A 20,452-nucleotide genomic window follows, 5' to 3' on the forward strand; every position below is an offset into this window, starting at 1 on the left:
CCGCTACTGTGGCCGTTTGTTGTGAGTCGTGTGGGTGGGTCAGCAACCATTTATACACTAACATGTATGTAGATTTTGTGTAGATAGTTATGACTAAAAAAGGTTTGAATTTGCGGATATCTGAACGTCGCTTGAATAAGCTTAGGTTATATGCAGCCAGCAAAGAAAAAACTATGACTCAACTGGTAGAAGATTGGATTGATCGACTACCACATCCAGAGATTGACAATTACTCGGACACCCACAAAGGGTGTACCTCGTAATTGTCCGCTATCCATCCCCACCTTATAGAGGGATGGGGAATTCCGCGAAAGAGGTTAAATTGTTATACTACTGCTATTAACTGCACTGGCTAAGGCTGTTGGGAAAGTGTTTTGACTATTAGGATCGAATATGGAACCAAGGCCAGAAATGATTTGCCCATAGTCTACTGTACTGCTGCCGGGGGTATTGATCCCTTGAGCGGGGTTAATAATGTTATCGCCACTGGGTAGCTTCTCCTCAGTAACAATCTTATTACTCACATCAACCGTGGAAATTGGAGTAGGATTGTCGATACTGGTGATATCATTTGCTGTTGCCGTTGAACCACCGTTAGTAAATTTTCGCAATCTTCCATTTTTGGGGTTTAACTCAGCCACCCAGGCATCCACAGCCGCGCCATTAGCCCCAGTATTGTTATTTCCCAAAAAAGCTTCAGTAATTCCAGTCACGTAAAGCTTATCGTTGTTGTGAGTGGCAAGACCAATACCGTAGTCAAGATTCTTTTTGCTTCCGAACTGCTGAATCCAGTTATTGTTGCCTTCGGTATCGAACTTTCCTACCCAGGCATTATAACTACCATCTTTTTGGCCTTTACCGAACCTGTCATTAGTATATCCTGTCAGGAAGATATTGTCTTGTGAATCAATCTCCATGTCAGATGCGAACATGCCATCGTCACCTTGAGAACCAAACTGTTTAGTCCACAGCTGAGTCCCATCGGGGCTAAATTTGGAGAGCCAAATATCATAAGACTTGTTATTCTCTGCCGCTAAATCGCCCGTAGTCCATCCTGTAGTGTAGATATTGCCCTGGCTGTCAGTGTCAACAGCCCATGAAAATTCCAGACCCTCATTTTGACTCCCAAACTGTTGAACCCACTGTACCTGACCGTCGGGGTTCACCTTTGCCAACCAGGCATCATATTTCAAAAGTTGTCGAGATGGATCTGACTCTTTGACTAAGCCTTGCGTCCATCCTGTCAGGTAGGTGTTGCCATCCTTGTCGATCGCAAGGTCGTAAGATTCGTCAAAAAAGGGAGTTTCACTAAAAGGGAAACTGGCTGAGGGATCCTTGATCTCCGTAAACCACTGCTGGTTGCCATTGCTGTCAAATTTGGCTACCCAGGAATCATCTTGAACAGGAAAGTTGAAGATGTCTGTTCTTGTATTTTCCTTAATTCCTAATCCTGATAAGTAAACATTGCCTTCTTCATCTACTTCAAGGCCAAAAGCGGGATTAGAAAAACCACCAGTCAAATTAGCTCCAAACTGCTTACCCCACAACAGATTGCCATTGCTGTCATATTTAGCCACCCAAGCATCCTGACTTTGTGACTGCTTGGATGAAAATAAATCGCCTGTGGTGAATCCTGCCAGGTAGAAGTTACCGTCATTGTCTGTGGCAGTGGCATAAGCTGAATCACCACCAGGAGTGCCTATCTGCTTACCCAGCAACTTGTTGCCCTTGTTGTCAAATTTGGCTACCCAGGCATCTGCAAGACCTTGATTGGTTCCTTGCAAAGGTCCACTAGTATAGCCTGCTAAATAGAGATTGCCCGAAGGATCTGTAGCAGCATCAAGACTGAGATCAATACCGGTAGTCCCTAATTGCCCAATCCTCCTTTTTGCTGGTTTTTGTTGTGGCTTTTCACCCACAAACCGGAAATATTTGTCCTTTAGATCTAAATCTACTTCAGGTTTCGAGATTACAAAAGCAACGAGGTCTGGTAATCCCTGTTGCACCGAAAAGATAGCCTCTCCATAAAAAGGTTGATCGACTCCTTCAACCTTTAATCCATTAACTTCTACCAGTCGATAGTCTTTCCGTTTGCCGTTGAGCTGTATGGTATCTTGCTCTTTGTCAAAATCATAAATTACAGCGAACTCGTTTAAACCAAGGAAATTCGTGGTACCCAGAGTATCCGGGCTGCTACTGGTATAGTAGGGCTGAATTTCATCTCCCAGAACAAATCTGTCTGCCCCTACAGATGGTATATCCCTCTCTAGAATGAGTAATGGATTACCTCCTTGCGGAGTAGCCTGAATATTCAGTATAATTTCATACTCTTCTTCAGAGTTGTCAAATATGTCGCCGAACAAAAAATCAATGTTTTGGTTAGGATTGCTTACACCAGGATCGTAAGCGTAGATAGTATCGTTTCCTTTGCGGGCAAAAACGGCTTCAAATTTAGCTCCTGGAGATCCTGTGCTTAAATCACTACCAGGAGTCCATAATAAAACACTTAGGTCAAATTCATCCATTTTGCTTAAGTCCTTTATTCCAATGATTTGAATTCTTTGAGACGTAAGTTTCGGATTAGTTACTACTTTCGGTCGGCTTGTGTAGATTCGACATTCCGGCCTGAAAGTGTCGCACTCAGATAATTTTTTACCTTGGTGATATCTTGCTCGTCAGTCGCACCCTGCACTGCCAGTGCCCAGCGACTAATCTACGAGAAGGGCTACACCCTGGGAGTGTAGGGTAGCCGCGAGAGCGGGCGTCTGTCCGAACACGCGCCTTGTCTATGTGCGGATGCTATGCAGCACCCGCGCTTCCCCATAGACGCACACCAATGAGCCAGTTCCTCCTAAAGGCACTAAGCCAAGACGGGGGCTGGTCTCACTACGCTGGTCTACCATCCGAGTGGAAGAGCCAGAGGCTCTAATTTATCGTTACCTGGTTGAATCTGATAACGAGGGTTTGGAGGCTCTGCCTAGGCGCTGTTGCATAGGCGTGCAAGATGTGAGCATTAAAAAAGCTGAAAGCAATAGTTATGAAATTGTTTTAGCTTTTTAAGAGCAAAACTATATAGCTAACCAATACTTTACGATCGGTTAGTGAAGATTATTGAATCCTAAACAGAGGCACAATTAATCCGAACTCTGATAGCTTCGTCAAAAATACTCTATGTGCCAGTTGAAAGAGCGGAATGTGGAGTAGATGCTGCGGTAATTATATTACACAGTCTAAAGTCTAAAAAAGAATTTAAATAAGAATTTCTGATTGAAAAATATAGCTACTATATAAGATATGCGACTTTTACCAATCATGTTTTCTAATCAAATTCTAATTTCCAATTATTACTAATTCTCAAAATAAAATATTTATTTTTCTCTAATCGGATGTTAATAAATTTTAGTTCAGCAAATCCTTGATCCATTATCCCAATAGCATTTGCTATTGAGGGGACACCCCGAATGAAATTAGGGGGATTCGCCCAATTTATAATGCAATACAGTTCAGATAAGCCCATAATCCTTTGTATAGACGCGAAATTTCGCGTCTCTACAGATTAATTTTTTGTACCAACAATCCTTAACTGAACTGTATTGATTTATAATGGCGGAGTTGTTGCGGTAATTGGTAATTGTCAATTGGTAATTGGAATAACTGGAAGATTTTTCTCATTACCGATTACCTATTACCCAAAACCCTGGTAAATTAAAAATCATATTTAACGAGTCTAGTGATTCAGCAAGTGTCCATCTTCCATATGAATAATGCGATCGGCAATATCGAGAATGCGATTGTCGTGAGTAACCATCAAAATGGCACAACCCTGTTCCTTAGCTAGGCGCTGCATAAGTTCTACTACGCCTCGACCTGATTTACTATCTAAAGCGGCAGTGGGTTCATCGGCTAAAACCAATTTGGGATGACTCACCAAAGCACGAGCTACCGCAACTCGTTGTTTCTGTCCACCAGATAAATCATCAGGGTAGTAATTCACTCTATGCCCCAAGCCAACAACTTCCAACATCGCTTTGGATCTAGCTTCAGCTTCTTGATTGTCAAATTCTTTGTGCAGTTCCAGTGACATTTGAACATTCTGGCAAGCAGTCAAAAATCTCAGCAAATTGTGGGCTTGAAAGATATAACCAATATTTCGTCGAATTTGTGTTAATTGGCTATTACTAGCCCTGCGGAGTTCATGTCCCAAAACCTTGAGACTTCCTTCCTGGACAGATCGCAAGGCTCCTATTAAAGTGAGCAAGGTTGTTTTACCTGAGCCTGACTGCCCCATCAAAATCACTACTTCACCAGGGTAAATTGCTAAGTTTATATCAAATAAAATCTGTTTTCGTAATCCACCTTTACCAAAGTAGTGATTGAGATTTTGAATAGTAATAATAGATTTTTTTAACATTCGTTTAAGTTAAAACCAAAATATAGTGAATTTCACTAAAAAATATCTGCTGGATCTGCTGCTCGCAATTTACGTACAGCGATCGCGCCAGAAATAGAACACATTAAGATTGTCAAAACAAAAACGAATATAGAGCGGCTAGCGCTCATTAACATTGGCAAAAAAGTAGCAGCTTTGGTTAATTCATATAAACCCAAAGAAATACCAAAACCAGGGATGTAACCAAAAACTGCTAAAATCAAAGCTTCTTGAAAAACAACACGCAGTAAATAATTATCTGTAAATCCCATAGCTTTGAGGGTGGCGTACTCGGCTAAATGTTCGTTGACATCTGTAAAAAGAATTTGATAGACAATGACTATGCCAACAATAAATCCCATCCCTGTACCAAGTGCAAACATAAAACCAATCGGTGTACTTGTACGCCAATAATCTTTCTCAAATTCGATAAACCCTTGATAAGTGAGTATTTTCACATCTTTAGGCAGTTTAGCAGCTAAATTATTAAGTACTTTTTGTTTATCAACCCCTGCTTTAAGAGTAATTAATCCAATATTAATTTCTCCGGTACGACGATTTTTAAATAAACGTAAGAAATTTTGGTCGCTAGTAATTAAATTACCATCAGCAGCAAAGGAAGGGCCCAGAGCAAACAAACCAACTGTTTTAATTCTATAGTTACTGATTTCGGTCACTACCTGTTTGTTGCGCTCAAATTCTGTAGAGATTGGCCCATACTCTGAGCGAGAATAACGGTCAAACAGAAAAGTATCAGGAAGTTTTAGCTTATTTACGTTTTGATTTACCTCAGGTAAGTTAAAAACAGGTTTTTCTGGTTTAATACCAAACACAAATATAGCTCGATAGCTACCATTGATAGGATTTTTCCAATCAGCAAAATCAACATATACGGGACTAACTAAATCAACCCCATCAAATCCTAAAGCTTGATATAGACGACGTGAAGAAAAAGGTGTCATATAAGCTAAAGATTTAGAACGGGGACTAATCATAATCAAGTCCCCTTTTAAAGTGGAATGGAAGCGTGTAGCGCTATCATAGAGTGCGCGCTCAAATCCCAATTGCATGAACATGAGAATGTTGGAAAAAGCAATACCCGCCATCGCAACAATCATGCGAGATTTTTCGCGCGTAAGTTGTAACCAAGCTAGACGTATTCTGGACATGATGACTAACGCTACTTAGAATGATTCGTATTAATTGCTACTTCTACTTGTAAATTGGTTAAACCTGTAACTTGCTTAGCGTCCTTTGGATTGAGACGAATTTTAACTTCAACTACTCTGCGGTCTACATCAGCAACTGGATCGGTATTAAAAGTTGCTTGTTTGCGAACTTGTAAACCAACGTGAGTAACCTTTCCATGTAATTCTGTAGGAAAGGCTTCACTAGTAATCGTGGCTTCTTGACCGATACGTACTTGACTGATATCCGTTTCATAGACCTCTGCAACTACATACATTTGGTCTGTTTGGCCCATGTCAGCAATTCCCTCGTCGCCAATAACTTCTCCTGGGAACGTATGAATTTTTAAAATTTGGCCATCCTTGGGTGCGCGTACATAAGCCGACTCCAACTCTGCTTGAGCTTTTTCCACAGCAGCGATCGCATTTTCTACCTCTGCTTGAGCAGCTTGCACATCAGTGGGGCGAACCTCAGCTATTTGATTTAAAGTTGCTTTCGCCTCCTTAATTTGCTGTTGCAAAGTTTCCTCAGTTTGATTGAGGCTAGCTTTCGCTTCATTCAACTGCTCCCTAGTAGTTTCCATTTCTAGACGCTTACTATCAAATTTGGAAGTTTCAACCGCACCTTCTTGATGGAGTATCTGAAAGCGTCCAAATTCTGTTTCAGCATTGCTTAGCTGAGCTTCTAAACGGGCAATTTTTGCTTGTTGAGTTTTTCTTTCCCCTACAAGCTGAGCTTCTAGACGGGAAATTAGAGCTTTTTGAGCATTAATTTCGCCACTTTTAGGCCCGGCTTTTACTTTAGCTAGATTAGCTTGATTAACTTTTACTTGTTGTTTAGCTTGTTTTAAAGCAGCTGAAAGACGATGATGACGGTCTAGGATCGCAATTATTTGATTAGAGGTGACTCTATCTCCCTCTTTCACTAAAAGTTTGTCAACTTTACCAGTTTCAACAAAACTGGAAGCAGACAGCCGAATAACTTCTCCTTGTGGTTCTATGCGTCCTTGAGCACTAACGAAATTGGTAATAGGAGGAGCAGTTGGCGAGGAGACTGATGAAGGATTTTCGTGAGCATTTTGAGAACGAAGAAGACTGTAAATAGTAATTGCGGTAGTTGCGCCCAGAATTGGGGAGGCGATAGCGATAAAGAGGATAACCCACCACTTTTTGGACTTGAGAAATGGATGCTCCATTGTTTTTGAATGATTGCATATTATTATTAGGAAGATTAGGAAAGCTTAGTTGGATGGAATACTTTTGCGGAACATAATGCCCATTGCAGAATGGAAACTGAACCAATAGCCGAAAGTAGCCCAGAAGAGGCATTTAGGTGAGGTCAACGCTTTCCCTAGTTTGAGCGGCTCAAAAATAACGTCCATTGAACCGTCCAAGATGCTTGTGTACGCGTTTACACTTCGAGCGTTGAAGCCGAACCAGCGTGTATCGTCATATCTCCGATCAAAGAAACCTACAGGTTCCCATCCCTGACAACGCCCTAAGGATTCGAGGGATTCACGCGTATATATATGAAGATGGTAGGGGACATGTACCTCATGGTAGGAATCGGGTACTTCAGGCAGGCTCAAGTTGATACTTGCTGCGTTAGGTGTGCCAATTAGGATATAACCACTAGGGGACAGCAAGCTGTTTAACTTACCTAATAGTGCATTAGGATCTTCAACATGTTCAATGACATCTTGGAGCAGGATGTAATCGAATGGTTTACGTTCGAGGATTGTCAGATTGCCGAAGCCGTTCTCTGGCGCGTAAGGGTCATATCCGTAGGCATTGGCAAAGCCGCGTTTTTGCAGATATTGTACAAACAAACCGTTGACACCACAACCATAATCGAGCAGCGAATGAGTCTTAGAAAACCCATGCTTTGTCAGTCGTTGGCATAGATTGCCATAGACAAATCGATATACCCATTTGAGTGTCGCCTTGGCATAGGGATATTGTGCGTAGTAGTGGTCAAGATCCACGACATCTAAACAATGAATCGTCTTGCAGTTGGGACATCGCCAAACCTTGAACTTTTCTCCCATAAAGGCTCTGACACTACAAGGGAACGTAGAAAATGCAGATTCATCAAGCGGATCGACGCGATATTGACAAATCAAACACTCAAGACGTTGCTTGCTTGTATTAGTGCATGTATGTTGTAGCTGCATTAGAATTTTCCTAAAAAAAATATCAAAAACTTTTTCTTAGTTAGAACTTGAGCGAAACAGAGCGCTCCGTGTTTGTTTGAAATATCACCAGCGCTTTGCGCGTTCGTAAGTATTTTCTACATTGAATTTGCTATCTCTTTCTCAAATACGCCAAGTGCCCGAACCACAGCTTGATCCATGTCGTAGTACTTGTAATCTGCAAGTCGTCCGGCAAACAGTACTGTACCGTTGAGTTTTTCTACTTCTTTGAGGTAAAGGTTGAGGCGATCGCGGTTCTCCTCATTGAGGATGGGATAATAAGGGTCATTTTTTCCTGGTACATAAGCTTGAGGATATTCCATCACTAAGGTAGTTTTGGAAGAAGTTTGTCCTGACAAATACTTCTGCTCAGTAATGCGGGTGATGTCGTAGTCGTTGGGGTAGTTAACTGTACCAACCTCTTGATACCATTCTTGGTCTAATGTCTCGAATTCAAAATGTATGCTACGGTATGGCAGTTCACCATACATATAATCAAAAAAAGTATCAATTGGACTAGTGCAAATTATCCGATTAAACTTGAGGTCGTCGATCATCTCGCGGTAATCTGTGTTTAGTAGTACCTTAATGTTGGGATGAGCCAACATTCGGCGGAACATTTCGGTGTAGCCAAGTTTGGGCATAGCTTGGTAAGGGTCTTGAAAATAACGATTATCCCGACTGATGTAGACTGGAACACGTCCTGTTACTCCCCGATCTAGTTCCTCTGGTTTTAGACCCCATTGCTTCATGGTGTAGCGGAGAAAGACATTTTCATAAATATAATCAGCTAAGAAACTTAAATCTCCACTAGCACTCTCACGTAGTTTTAAAATGGGTACTTTGACCCCAAAACCGAAGTTTTCTAGAAGCAAATTCTCCAGCTTTTCTGCATATTTTGGCGGAAAAAGGGCATAGAGCGAATTTAGATTAAAAGGGATAGGGACTTTTTTGCCCTCCAATACTCCAAGTACATGGTGATAGTAGGGTCTCCACTCTGTAAATTGGGAGAGATAATCCCAGACTTTCTTAGACTTAGTGTGAAAGATGTGAGGCCCGTATTTATGAACTAGAATGCCATGCTCGTTGTAGTAATCATAAGCATTTCCGCCGATGTGGTCTCGCCGTTCTACAATCAGCACTTTCTGCCCAAGCTGAGTCGCGATCCGCTCAGCCATTACACAAGCTGAATATCCCGCCCCTACGATAAGCCAATCAAATTTCATTAATTTCACTCCTTGAAAGCTACTTCAGGTCAGTTATGGAAATTTGTAGAGATTGTTTCTTCTGCTGAAAAATTTGGGATGCATCTAACCAATCTCACCCTCAAACCTGAAGTGGTTTTTGGACAGCTTCTAAGAAGGAGTTTTCAAGGATTCCTTCCAAAATATCAACAACTTCAAACACTGCTTTATTGTTGATGGCGGCGGCGTTGGCACGGTAGTAAGCCAGGGTTTCAGGCTGGATTAGCTTTGCTACAGCTTGGTTAATGTCCCGAAAATTGCGGACTACAATACCAATCTCATTATCTGCAATCCACACAGCCGAGGGTCGTTCTTGAAACAAGCTGAAGGCATTGCATTCAGTAATTACTGGCAGCTTCATAGCCACAGCCTCGCTGACACCTACAGAACCGGATTTACCAACGAAGAAATCGGACAGATGCATGTAGTAAGGAATTTCATTCGTAAAAGTTTCAATGTACCTTGGCAAACGACTCTGTTGACGACGCAGAGTGTTTGCTATTTCTTCATTGCGTCCGCAAATAAAAATAAGTTGTAGATTCAGCGACGATTTCTCCAGACAATCGGCAATCTCCAGCATCACCTTTGACCCCTGACTGCCAAAAGTGATTAAACCAGTAGGCAAATCTGGGTCTAGTCCTAGGCGTTGTCTCTCAATGCGGCGATCGCACTTCATGGGTTCGTAAAACCGAGGGTGAATTACCACTCCTGAAGTGCGGAATATTCGCTCCTGCGTATAACCAAAGTTTTTTGCTTGTTCAACCGCCCGTTCAGTGGGACAAATTAAGAACTGTTCCTGCTGTTCAATCCAAAAGTGGGGTGGGCAATCGGCATGATCGGTTATAAACGTCGCAAAGGGCACACCGGGTGACACTGCCTGCAAGCTTTCATAAATCAGCCGATTGACATACGGCAGCAATGCAATTACCATATCGGGCTGATGTTGCTGCCAGTATCTTTGAAAACGTGCTAACCAGGCAAAATGATAAAGGCGTATTTGTAACTTGAATGAGGGAACCAATAAAGGCTCAGTAATAATTTTTGCCCAGTTTTTTTTGAGTATCAGTTGATTATAAATTTTGTGTGGAACAGCCGTCCCAATGATTTCTTTAAAAGCATCGACTATATGAATTTTCCACGGTAATTGCCGCTGCTCGATAACTTTTTGCAAAGCGTTGGCAGTGCTGCGATGACCTGCGCCTAAATCATAAATCATCAAATATACTTTCTTCATCGCTTTCTCCATTCAGTTTTTATTCGAGTTAAGGATAATCTTTCGCTACCAAGTCGGCGTCATCATTCAATAAGCTTTAATTCTGGTAATCTGAGGCTTTATTCCTGGTTTTTTCCTTACTTTTATTGAGATTAAAAGTTAATTATTTTTATAATATTTGTCTGGATTTATATTGTTTAAAACGCTCCCAAAAAAAACCTGTTACATTTGCTAATTGGGATACTATCAACAATGCTGTCACTAAGATTTCTGGCTGTTTAGATTTTTGCAATAAAGGGTAAGTGAGTAAATTAAAAAAAAACTTGAGTGGTTCAACTTTGACGCGCTCATCAGTACGAGAAGACCTGCGGACGTGAAAGCAAAAAGCACCCCGTCCATAGTTGAAGTGTTGACGCCAAAAAGTGGGTAATGTGAGTTTATGGGCATGATAGACCCGAACTTCTGGAGCGTAAATCATCTTATAAGCGTGGTGCAACCAGCGATCGCATAATTCCCGGTCTTCTCCCGCAGCGAGGGTAAAAGTGGTGTCAAAACCACCAACGACCCAGAAAAGGTCTGATGGTAAAGCCATATTATTAGAGGCGAAAAAGCTCAACGGATGAGAGCTATTCTTGTAATAGTAATAAGTGTAGAGGTAGTCAATTAATACCTGGCTAGCAGTGGAATACAAATTGCTATCCAAGACGTTGACAGTCCGACCGCCAATCATGCAATCTGGTACTGTGGCAAAACGAACTGCCAAAGTTGTTAACCAATCAGGCGCAGGCGCACAATCATCATCGGTGAAGGCTAAGTACCTACCCCTTGCTCGTGTAACGCCAGTGTTTCTGGCTGCTGCTGGGCCTGCATTGGCTTGCTGAATTAGAGTTAGATTAATTTGGTCATGAAAGTGAGCAACCACAGGCTCTAATGGTGTTTTGCTACCATCATCTACCACAACAACTTCAAAGTCATGGTGTGGGTAGTCCAAACGAACCAGAGACTCAAGACAACTAGCAAGTTGTTCTGGACGATTGTAAGTAGGAATAATAATTGAGAAGAAAGGTATTTGCTGTTCCATAATGACTTACATAGACTTGACCAATCCGCCTGTTTTCCCCAGAATGGGAAAACAATTCGGGTGAGGGTGTGAAGTGGATGGAGTTTTAGCGCCCAGCGTATGCTGGAGAATGCTGCGTGTTTTTGACCAACCTGGTATGACATCCAAGCGTGTTCGTATAAAAAGTTGGCAAACATCTTGGGGTGCGCTTCAAAAAGCTCCCGATGTTTATCGATGAGGAGTTTAAAACTCTCCTGACGAAGCATCGGGTCTTTGGACACACGATTACCTTTATGAGCATAGAGTTGGTATGTAACAATCGGTAGACCTAGAATTGAGCAGAGTGGGTTGAGGCGCAGGAAAAGATCAGAATGAACACGAGAGCGAAATGTTTCATCCCAACCGCCGATTTGGCGAATGACCTTCTGTTCCACGACTAGGGTCTGCTTGGTGTAATATGAACAACCTGGCTCAAGTTCCTCTAAGGAAAAATGGGCACCGCGTGGACGAACTGGAGGCGGAAAGCGTTTTTCAATGACCCGACCTTGAGCATTCATCTCCTCTATCCCGGAAATAACTGCAACAGGTGGGGGAAGTGTCGCTTGCGCTAACGCTTCGAGCGACACTTCTGCCATATGAGGAAGAAGCCGATCGTCGTCATCCAGGTATGTAATCCAACGACCCTGCGCTGCTTCAATCCCGACGTTACGCGCCCGTGCGCCTCCACAAGATTTTGACAGCCGAATAACTCGCAATCGACGATCGCTTGGTAACTCAACTGGCTGTACCGAGCCGTCATCAACGACGATGACCTCTAAATCATTCATCGTTTGTGTCAAGGCACTTTGGACAGCGCGAGGAAGTAAGTGAGGGCGATCGCGGGTTGGGATGATGATACTGAGTAAAGGGCTGCTCATTTCTCTTTGCTTAAGTTCTATAAATATACGGAAGCTTCATTAGTAGTAAAGTCGCAACTCACCTAATTTTTCCGCTTGGAACGGAGTTCCTGGAAATTTTGTAAAACTTCTTTTGTCCCTTGCATCCCACCTGGAAAAATCATCCACAGAAGAATGTAAAGCAATCCAAAAATTGTCATCTTGACGAGCAAACTTAAGACAGCATTATTAATATCTGGTAAAACAAATTGACTTGCAGAGAGTATGACTGCTGCTGTTACAGATGCGAATGCAGGTCGCCACACAACACTGAAAAAATCACCCATTGATAGAGGCGATGTTTTTAGACAAAATGCAACCGCTGGGTAAGTCAGCAGGCAAATTCCCACTGTATAACCCATTGCAACACCATAAGCTCCCCACTTTGCACCAACTGCTACGGCGAGAATCATCACAGGAGTGTGAATCAGACCCCAGCGTAACTGTCGTTGAGTATGACCTATCGACACGTAGAGCCATTTTGTGACTCTGTACATACTACCGACAAAGGGCGCGATCGCCAGCAGTTGGAAGAGTGGAACCGCCTCTAACCATTGGTTTCCCAGTAGCAGCAGGATAATCTCACGGGCTTCCACAAAGCAAAACGCCAGCACCGGCATAGAAAAGGCAAAGATTGGCATTAACCCTCGGCGACAGTAAGCACGGTACAAGTCTGGGTCATGCTGGGTACGGCTGAAGCTAGACACAGCCACATCGAACAGAGGATTATAAATCTGTTCAAAGGGAAAATATGCCCACGTGTAGGCAACGTGATAAAAACCAAGCGCTCCCGCACCGCTAAAATAGCCAACGAGAATGCGGTCAAGTTGCATCCCAATGCGCGTGAGGAACCGGAAGCCACTGAGGTGCGCTCCATAAGAAAGCATTTCTCGCAGATTGGCATCTAATTTTGTGTTTTTGACATACTTCGCAGGTCGCCAACCACAAACAAACCAACTAGCAACGCTTTGGGTCAGTTGCATCACAAGCACCTGCAAGACTAACGCCCAGTAGCCAAGGCCAAGCCAAGCCGCACCTATGGCAAAAACAGCACCTGCTACCAGGGAAGCAACTTCGATCGCGGTCATCATCTCAAAGCGCATCTGTCGCTTGAGTAATGATTTGTGCTGAAATGTTAAACACAAACTCAAAACGCCAACTGCTAGCATCAGCGTAATTCCTGTTAGTTCCGCCTGTTTATAGAACCACGCGAGAACAGGAGCCATCAACACCATCAATCCTATGACCACAGCGTTGATTTTTAAAGACAGCCAGAACATAGCGCTGGCTTGCTGATGATCTAATTTTTCTCGTTGTACCGTTGCTGTCTCCAAACCAAGATTGGTCAAGCTGTCTACAAATGCAAGCAGTGGAGCCACCATCGCCAGCAAACCAAAGTCAAATGGTGTCAGCATCCGAGCCAGTACAGCAGTTGAGCCAATCCCCAATGCTAGCTTGATCGGCTGGGAAGCCACTGTAATCAAGCCAGATTTGAGCGATCGCTTTTTCAGGTCGGCGTTGAGTGCATCTGTTCTGATATGCTGCTCAGAATCAACACCCGAAGGGTACTGAGTCATGAGGCGGTGTCTCCCAACAATTGTGCTGTTCTACTAAAAGTTTGTTTGTGATTGGCATGATTTGTGGTATAATCTTTTTCACAAATTTGCTGATATATTTCTAGAAAGCGCTCCGTACATCTATCTTCACTAAAGTGGGTGAGCGCCCGTTCACGACCAGCCCGTCCCATTTGTTCAGCTATAGTTGGGTTGAACAATAGGCACTGCAAAGCATTAGTTAAGGCGTCTACATCATTCGGCGGTACTAAAAAGCCAGTTGTCCCGTCGCTGACAATCTCCGGCTGTGCGCCAACATTGCTAGCGATAACAGCCGTACCCCGCATCATCGCCTCTGTGGTGACGTTACCGAAAGGCTCCGCCCAAAGGGAGGGGACGACCTGTACCCAAGCCGAATCAAAGTGTTGTTCCATCTCTTGACGTGGTAGATGACCAAGCCAAACCACACTGTCAGTGACTCCCAGTTCTGTGGCTAAGGTTCGCAGGTTCAACTCCTCAAGACCCTGACCAGCAATCACCAACCGCGCTTTTGCCACCAGTGTTTTAACCCGTGCGAATGCTCGTAACAAAACCCCCACACCTTTCTCTGGTGCCAAGCGCCCAGCATAAGCAACTGTTGGCGGATCGCCCAGGCTTGGGCGCATCGGTCTAGAGGGAACCCCGTTGTGAACAACTTCGATTGGTGCAATCCCTTCCGCCTCTAAAATGGATTTCATCGCATAGCTGAGGGCTACGACTAAGTTAAAAGAATTGCGCCAGCGCTGCCAAAGCTTCTGCTGTAGCATGAATACTGGCCAAGTTTGTGGTACCATCAAGCAGCCATGACGCAAGCAAGCTCTTCCAGCAGGATGATTGCAAAGACTTCCATCTGGCAGTAATTTTGTTCCCACCGGACAAATTGCTTTGTATACTGCTGTTTGATACAAACACGGCACGTCTTTAAGAAGGGGAAGGATCAGTGGCGAAAGTTGCCACAAAAACATCCGCACGTGGACGACATCCGGTCGAAACTCCTTCAGGACGCGACGCAAGCTCAAATATGCTGAGGGATTAACGGTATTTGACAGAAATTGAAGAAAAAAAGAGTTCGTTCCGAAGCAAGTATAATCTGATAGGACTGGACTGCCTGGAACTAATGAGCTACGACTAGAGAAAAGCCGAGCATCATGACCGCGATCGCGCAAGTTCTGACGCAAAGCTAGTATTTGTAGCTCGGCTCCTCCGGTAGCTGTACCATAGTCATGAAGGAGAAGAATCTTCATTTTGCTGCTCCTTCAGCTACCCGATACTGCTGTTTCTGGGGATTTTGGAAACGGGATTTGTGCTTCGTCGGGTTGCTTTGCTTTCAGGTGATGTTTGGCGTATTGGCTAGTGAGATAGCGGTTGAATAGTTTTTCAATTGGCGCTAACCCATAAATTATGATGTTCTCAAATAACTGATTTTTAATGCCGAAAGTTAACTTACGGATTATGGGAAGATATACTGTGTTTGCGCGCCTCCATCCCAAGATTTTGTATTTATGTTGAAAGTATCCATCTTCCGCCAAATCCCACTTTTCCCGTAAGCGTCTTAAACTCGCCAACTCCCATGCATCGCTCCAACGCAGCATATAGAAATGGAAGTCTGTCCACTTCAGTGGTGGCCCCGGTACGTAAGTAATAATGCTGTCAGGCTCAAAGTACACTGTACCTCCCGCCTTGACGACGTTCATACAAAAGTCCAGGTGTTCCTTAGTATTGAGCATAGTTTCATCAAAGAAACCAACTTTCTGGAATATCTCTGTGCGCACCAATACACAGTGGAACTCTGACAACTCAGTTTGTGTCCGTTGCAACTTAGGACGTACATCTGCTACAAGTTGACCTTGCTTGTACATCTTCTCGCGCAGGCGGCGTCTTCCTCTAGCATCACAGATAACATGGGACTCACCACCAGCAAAGTGAACAATTTCATGCACTGGTTGCTCGTGACACACTAAGGGCCCAACCACTGTCGCCTCAGTTTCTTGGGCGCAGTTAATCAGAGCTTCCAGCCAATCTGGTGAAACGATGACATCGTTATCGACAAATACAACATACTTAGTGTCAACCTGAGCCAAACCAAGGTTTCTGGCGCGGTTGGGGAAGAGGTAGTAGTCGGTACGAATCAGTTGAAATCCCTTTTCTTGAGACTTCGCTTCCAGATATTGCTGCACCTGTGTTGGTGAGTTACCGTCTACATACACTAACTTAAACGGAATTTTGGTATGTTCGTAAATACTTTCTAGGGATTCACGGGTATAGCTAAAACGCTCCCGTGGTGAAACAACAATTGTGACTTGAGGATCTATCATCTGAAACCTCGTGGGAGTGTTGTCTTGTTGCTAGTAGCGAGAATCTGATGCAAGATATCAGGAATTTCAAACACCGCTCGATTATTCAAAGCAGCGACATTCGCACGGTAGCGAGCAAAATGTTCAGGCTGAAGAAACTTTTCAAGCGCTTGAGCGATATTCCGAAAACTTCGGATTACCAAACCCACCTCCTTGTGTTGAATCCAGTTGGCGTTGTATCGTTCATTTATGAGTGTGGCAGCATTACATTCCACAATCACTGGTAGCTTCATCACTAGCGCCTCACTGATACTCGCACCTCCTGGTTTACCAATAAAAAAATCGGAAAGATGCATATAGTAAGGAATGTCTTCAGTAAACGTGGTGACAAACCTCTTTTGGAGACCTTGGCTCTGACGTAGAGCCAAAGCCAGTTCTTCATTGCGTCCGCAAATAAAGATGAGTTGTAGTTTTTGTTGAAAACACAAAAGATGCTTGGCAATTTCCAGCATCAGTTTGGAGCCGAAACCCCCAAATAACACAAGCCCGGTGAGACAGTCTGGGTCTAAACCCAAACGTTGTCTCTCAGTGGCGCGATCGCCCTTCATGGGTTCATAAAAGCGAGGGTGAACAACCATTCCCGAAGTTTTGATGATACGCTCCTCCTCTACTCCCAAACCACGAGCTTGCTCTACTGCTCTTTGGGTTCCACAGACTACATAATTTCCCGTTTTCGGTTCTATGTAAAATCCGGGTGGAGAATCAACTAAATCTATAGGAATGGTCACTACAGGGGTGCCCGGTTTTCCCTTTTGCAAACTTTCCCATAGTATTTTATTATACAAAGGTAATAGAGAGACTACTAAATCTGGTTGTTGCTGGTGCCAGTATTCCGCAAAAATCTTGACACCAGTATCGTAATTTAGTCTGATCAGTAGTTGATTTAGGAGCAGTAACAGCGGGTGAAGCCATGTCCAACCACTTTTCAGCATCCGATTATACAATTCACCCCCAGTCATTCCTGATAGCGCCTTGTAGATATCCACGATCTGGTTTTGTTCTGCCAAGTGCTTTACTGTTTCGTCTACATCGATTACATGCAGCTGCCAGGGAAGTTGTTGCTGCTCAATAATGGAACGTAGCGCATTACAGGTAGCATAATGCCCTCCACCATACCAAGCGGTAAGAACACTAATCAAAAACTCTTTTTTTGGATATGAGAGTGATTGCGTTGTTTCCATTTTTTAAAGACCGAAGTCATTAATAGGACTAGCCCTTTCAAGGTGGGTGAAAAATCTGCTTTCATTGCCTGGTTTTTCCTGATTCGACTTGGTGTCTTAGTGTCTTGGTGGTTCAAGAAAATTTATTTTTTCACCACCAAGACACCAAGACACGAAGAAAATTTATTGTTTAAAATTCCACCTTGAAAAGACTAAATTAATAGGACTTGCATATTGACAAACTAGACAAAATGTGTTTTATTATTTTGAGTCAGGCGATCGCGCCCGTCTCTAGTTACTGAATCACTATGCATTTGATTTTCGGCGCGGATTTGGTTGAGCTTGGCTACTCCCAACCACTGATAAACTGTATCTCCAAATCTTGGGAAAATTTGCCACAGCGCTATTAGCAGTCTTGTCATACCTGCTGCGATCGGATCTTGATTCACAATCACTTCAGCCTGATTTTGCTCGATCGCCCTAACTACTGCGATCGCCACATCACTTGGTGTAGACGCGCCTGCTAAACTTGGTATGGGTACGCCAGTATCGGCAATCATTCCCTGACCAGAAACATACCCCGGACAGATTGCGGAAATTCCCACACCAGTACCAGCTAACTCTTGCCTGAGTGCATCAGTCCACATCAACAAGCCAGCTTTACTGGCAGAATAAACGCTGTTGTAAGGATTTCCCTTTTTGCTAGCTAGAGAGGCAATATTTACAATGTGACCGTTACCCTGACGTAACATGCTTGGCAGAAAAGCGCGAGTTAACTCCATAGCAGCAAGTAAATTGATGGATAAAACTGACTGGATATCAGCAAGGGAGTAATCTTGGAAGGCTCGATATATTTCTATGCCAGCATTATTAATTAAGATGTCAACAGAAGGAGCAACCCGCTCAATTTGCTGTCGCAAGACTGGCAGTTCTTCCACGTTGCTGATATCAAAGGGAATACCTATCCCTCTACCACCCATAGCATTAATTTCCGCACAGAGATTATCTAGCCCTTGCTGCGATCGCGAAACACCAACTACAGTTGCTTGTTTTTCTGCCAGCGCGTGAGCAATAAATACGCCAATACCCCGCGAGGCACCTGTTAAAACTACTGTCTTACCTGCTATGGTTGTCATAATTACTCACATTGTTATTTAGTCAATGAATGGAAGGACGAATGCGCCGATCAGTTAGCAACTATACTCTCCTTAAGAGAAGCAAAATGCCTTCCACCCAGATCAATTTCTCCCTGTTCAATGCCAGTTTTGATTCTGGCGACTAAATACTCCCAGTCAGAGGTAATGATATTTGTGCCATGATCTGGCTCGATCAGACTGGCTAGGGCAATATTGCTGCCATATTTGTTGACTAAATTGTGTATACCTAGGAAATTGAAAACTCCTGATTCATATGTTCCACAAGGAACTGAGGGATTGTGTACTCCAGTGCAATACTCATTTGGTTTAAACCATTGAATTGACGGATATCCGTGAAAATGAAACATTGGCGCACCATCTTTGATTAGTTCAGGTGCGTACAAAGCAGCAGCCAGGGCGATCGCCACCATCACGTAGATATCATAAGAAGGCTTAATATCTACTACTGCCGGATCGATGCCTTCCGGTAATTGCAAATACAATCTGTCTTTTAAACCAATTCTGAGAATGTCACGCTCAAGGCTTAAATCTGTTTTGTTTGAACCTGAACGAGAGGTAAGCAGCCAGATATCGGGAATTTGCTTATAAACGTATTTATCTCCTATTTTTGTTTTTACGTATCGCCTGCCTATTTCATTTTCACGGACTTCCGCACTACTGTATCCTGCTATTGGTAACAAGTTTAGCCACTCGTTTTCGGATATTTCCAGTTCTCCTACGTATTGTGGCGGTTCGGCATAGGCAACAAAACCATAAGAAACACCTGTTCTTCCATCCGCCATCCAGTCAACAATATCTCTGTGTGACTTTCTTTTAATGACATTGTCAATCTTAAAACCAGCAGGCAATAAATTTGTTGATGCCAATTCTTGACCCATTTTCACCAATCTGGCTGCAAAGCTAGATTGATTAGAGTCATATATTCCTACCTGAAATTGTCTCATTGACAATGGCATGATTGGCACATAAATTTTGGGAGTTAAGGATTTCAGAACGAATTTATCTATTTCATCTACAGGAAACATTGAATCGGAAAGATTCATGTTTAAGATGGAAATGTGAGTAGGAGAAACTCCAATGGCAATTTCCGAAAATGTTCTAACTAAAGTGTTGATACCAATTGGAATTTTTTGTTGATAAGAAAGTTTTGGATCGGTGAATTTTTTATCTAGCTCGGTAAGTACGATGACTTGAGTATTTGTCGGGTCTTCAATGGAGCGAACATTTTCTTCAGCCCAACTAATAAACTGAGCTATTTTTGAGACGGATATTTTTTGATTTTTCAAAATAAAACGGGTATAGGCAGAATACAAATTTTCTACAGCACATATCTTTAACTTTCCTGCTAAAGACGGCTGCCTTTCCACATCAATGACTGCACTAATTCCAGCTTTTACTGCCCTTGTCTTGATGCTTTTCTTCCAGTTTATGAATGGTATATTGATTTCATATTCAAACTCTCTTGTTGCTTGTTCCCAAGGTTCTATCTGAATACCACAAGCCCGGAGTTTGGTTTCTAACTCTTTTCTAAATTCCACAATAGTGTTGTTGTCGTAACCTTTCGGTAATGGACGAAAAGTTACGACCAAACTTTTTGCCATGACTGTTGAGTCAATGACAGGAGGCTTAAAACCGACAGTAGAGCGATCGCAAAACCCTCCAATCAAACGACCAATTGTTTGCAGGCTGAGATGTTCCCCATTCAAAACAGAATTGTCACTAACAGTTCCGTTGCTTTCATCCAGAAACGCCAAAATCTCGGGTTTACGCTGAGCGATTTCCATGCGAAGCTCGGATGATAAAATTCCCTTTGGAGAATGAATCTTAAGTTTACCGTTATCAGCCCAAATTTGAACGCCTTGCTGATTAAGATTTTCCACAAGCTCGGATACATTCAGCTGAGATACATTCATAATTCACCATCTCTCT

Annotated in this window: 16 protein-coding genes; 1 reads left to right on the forward strand and 15 read right to left on the reverse strand. The window is 43.1% G+C overall.

Going from position 1 to position 20,452, the window contains the following annotated elements; all coding sequences use genetic code 11:
* Positions 1-89: 89 nt before the first annotated feature.
* Positions 90-263, forward strand: coding sequence for a hypothetical protein (locus FIS9605_RS44775; protein WP_197036243.1), 174 nt, complete (start codon positions 90-92; stop codon positions 261-263).
* Positions 264-317: 54 nt separating this feature from the next.
* Here FIS9605_RS44775 and FIS9605_RS39585 read toward each other — a convergent pair whose 3' ends face one another.
* The 15 genes from FIS9605_RS39585 to FIS9605_RS0135585 form a co-directional block, all read right to left on the reverse strand.
* Entirely contained in the window at positions 318-2,525 is a 2,208-nt protein-coding gene (locus tag FIS9605_RS39585) for an SBBP repeat-containing protein (RefSeq protein WP_051470317.1), read from the reverse strand.
* A gap of 1,202 nt (positions 2,526-3,727) precedes the next feature.
* A complete protein-coding gene (locus FIS9605_RS0135520) occupies positions 3,728-4,411 on the reverse strand; it encodes a DevA family ABC transporter ATP-binding protein (protein WP_026736712.1) in 684 nt (227 codons plus the stop codon).
* 35 nt (positions 4,412-4,446) lie between these two features.
* Entirely contained in the window at positions 4,447-5,598 is a 1,152-nt protein-coding gene (devC, locus tag FIS9605_RS0135525) for an ABC transporter permease DevC (protein WP_026736713.1), read from the reverse strand.
* An 11-nt stretch (positions 5,599-5,609) separates the two neighbouring features.
* A complete protein-coding gene (locus FIS9605_RS0135530) occupies positions 5,610-6,812 on the reverse strand; it encodes an ABC exporter membrane fusion protein (protein WP_026736714.1) in 1,203 nt (400 codons plus the stop codon).
* Between the two features lie 45 nt (positions 6,813-6,857).
* Positions 6,858-7,790 carry a class I SAM-dependent methyltransferase gene (locus FIS9605_RS39590; protein ID WP_035140790.1) on the reverse strand — a complete coding sequence of 311 codons (933 nt, stop codon included), beginning with the start codon at positions 7,788-7,790 and terminating at the stop codon, positions 6,858-6,860.
* 116 nt (positions 7,791-7,906) lie between these two features.
* Entirely contained in the window at positions 7,907-9,034 is a 1,128-nt protein-coding gene (gene glf, locus FIS9605_RS0135540; RefSeq protein WP_026736715.1) for a UDP-galactopyranose mutase, read from the reverse strand.
* A 100-nt stretch (positions 9,035-9,134) separates the two neighbouring features.
* Positions 9,135-10,286, reverse strand: a complete 1,152-nt coding sequence (locus tag FIS9605_RS0135545; protein WP_026736716.1) for a UDP-N-acetylglucosamine--LPS N-acetylglucosamine transferase — start codon at positions 10,284-10,286, stop codon at positions 9,135-9,137.
* Between the two features lie 148 nt (positions 10,287-10,434).
* A complete protein-coding gene (locus FIS9605_RS0135550) occupies positions 10,435-11,334 on the reverse strand; it encodes a glycosyltransferase family 2 protein (RefSeq protein ID WP_231510602.1) in 900 nt (299 codons plus the stop codon).
* Positions 11,217-12,242 (reverse strand): glycosyltransferase family 2 protein, encoded by a 1,026-nt coding sequence (locus tag FIS9605_RS39595; RefSeq protein WP_231510600.1) that lies wholly within the window; start codon positions 12,240-12,242, stop codon positions 11,217-11,219. Before FIS9605_RS39595 ends, FIS9605_RS0135550 begins: the two co-directional genes overlap by 118 nt.
* Positions 12,243-12,304: 62 nt before the next feature.
* Positions 12,305-13,837 (reverse strand): lipopolysaccharide biosynthesis protein, encoded by a 1,533-nt coding sequence (locus FIS9605_RS0135560; protein WP_026736718.1) that lies wholly within the window; start codon positions 13,835-13,837, stop codon positions 12,305-12,307.
* Positions 13,834-15,096, reverse strand: coding sequence for a glycosyltransferase family 4 protein (locus FIS9605_RS39600; protein WP_051470319.1), 1,263 nt, complete (start codon positions 15,094-15,096; stop codon positions 13,834-13,836). Before FIS9605_RS39600 ends, FIS9605_RS0135560 begins: the two co-directional genes overlap by 4 nt.
* 12 nt (positions 15,097-15,108) lie before the next feature.
* Positions 15,109-16,167, reverse strand: a complete 1,059-nt coding sequence (locus FIS9605_RS0135570; protein ID WP_026736719.1) for a glycosyltransferase family 2 protein — start codon at positions 16,165-16,167, stop codon at positions 15,109-15,111.
* Positions 16,164-17,387: a glycosyltransferase gene (locus tag FIS9605_RS0135575; protein ID WP_051470321.1), complete on the reverse strand. Its 1,224-nt coding sequence runs from the start codon at positions 17,385-17,387 to the stop codon at positions 16,164-16,166. Before FIS9605_RS0135575 ends, FIS9605_RS0135570 begins: the two co-directional genes overlap by 4 nt.
* A 221-nt stretch (positions 17,388-17,608) precedes the next feature.
* Positions 17,609-18,502 carry an SDR family NAD(P)-dependent oxidoreductase gene (locus FIS9605_RS39605; RefSeq protein ID WP_051470324.1) on the reverse strand — a complete coding sequence of 298 codons (894 nt, stop codon included), beginning with the start codon at positions 18,500-18,502 and terminating at the stop codon, positions 17,609-17,611.
* 50 nt (positions 18,503-18,552) lie between these two features.
* Positions 18,553-20,421, reverse strand: a complete 1,869-nt coding sequence (locus tag FIS9605_RS0135585) for a hypothetical protein (protein ID WP_026736721.1) — start codon at positions 20,419-20,421, stop codon at positions 18,553-18,555.
* Positions 20,422-20,452 lie beyond the last annotated feature (31 nt).

The organism is Fischerella sp. PCC 9605 (assembly GCF_000517105.1).
Taxonomy (GTDB): Bacteria; Cyanobacteriota; Cyanobacteriia; order Cyanobacteriales; family Nostocaceae; genus PCC9605.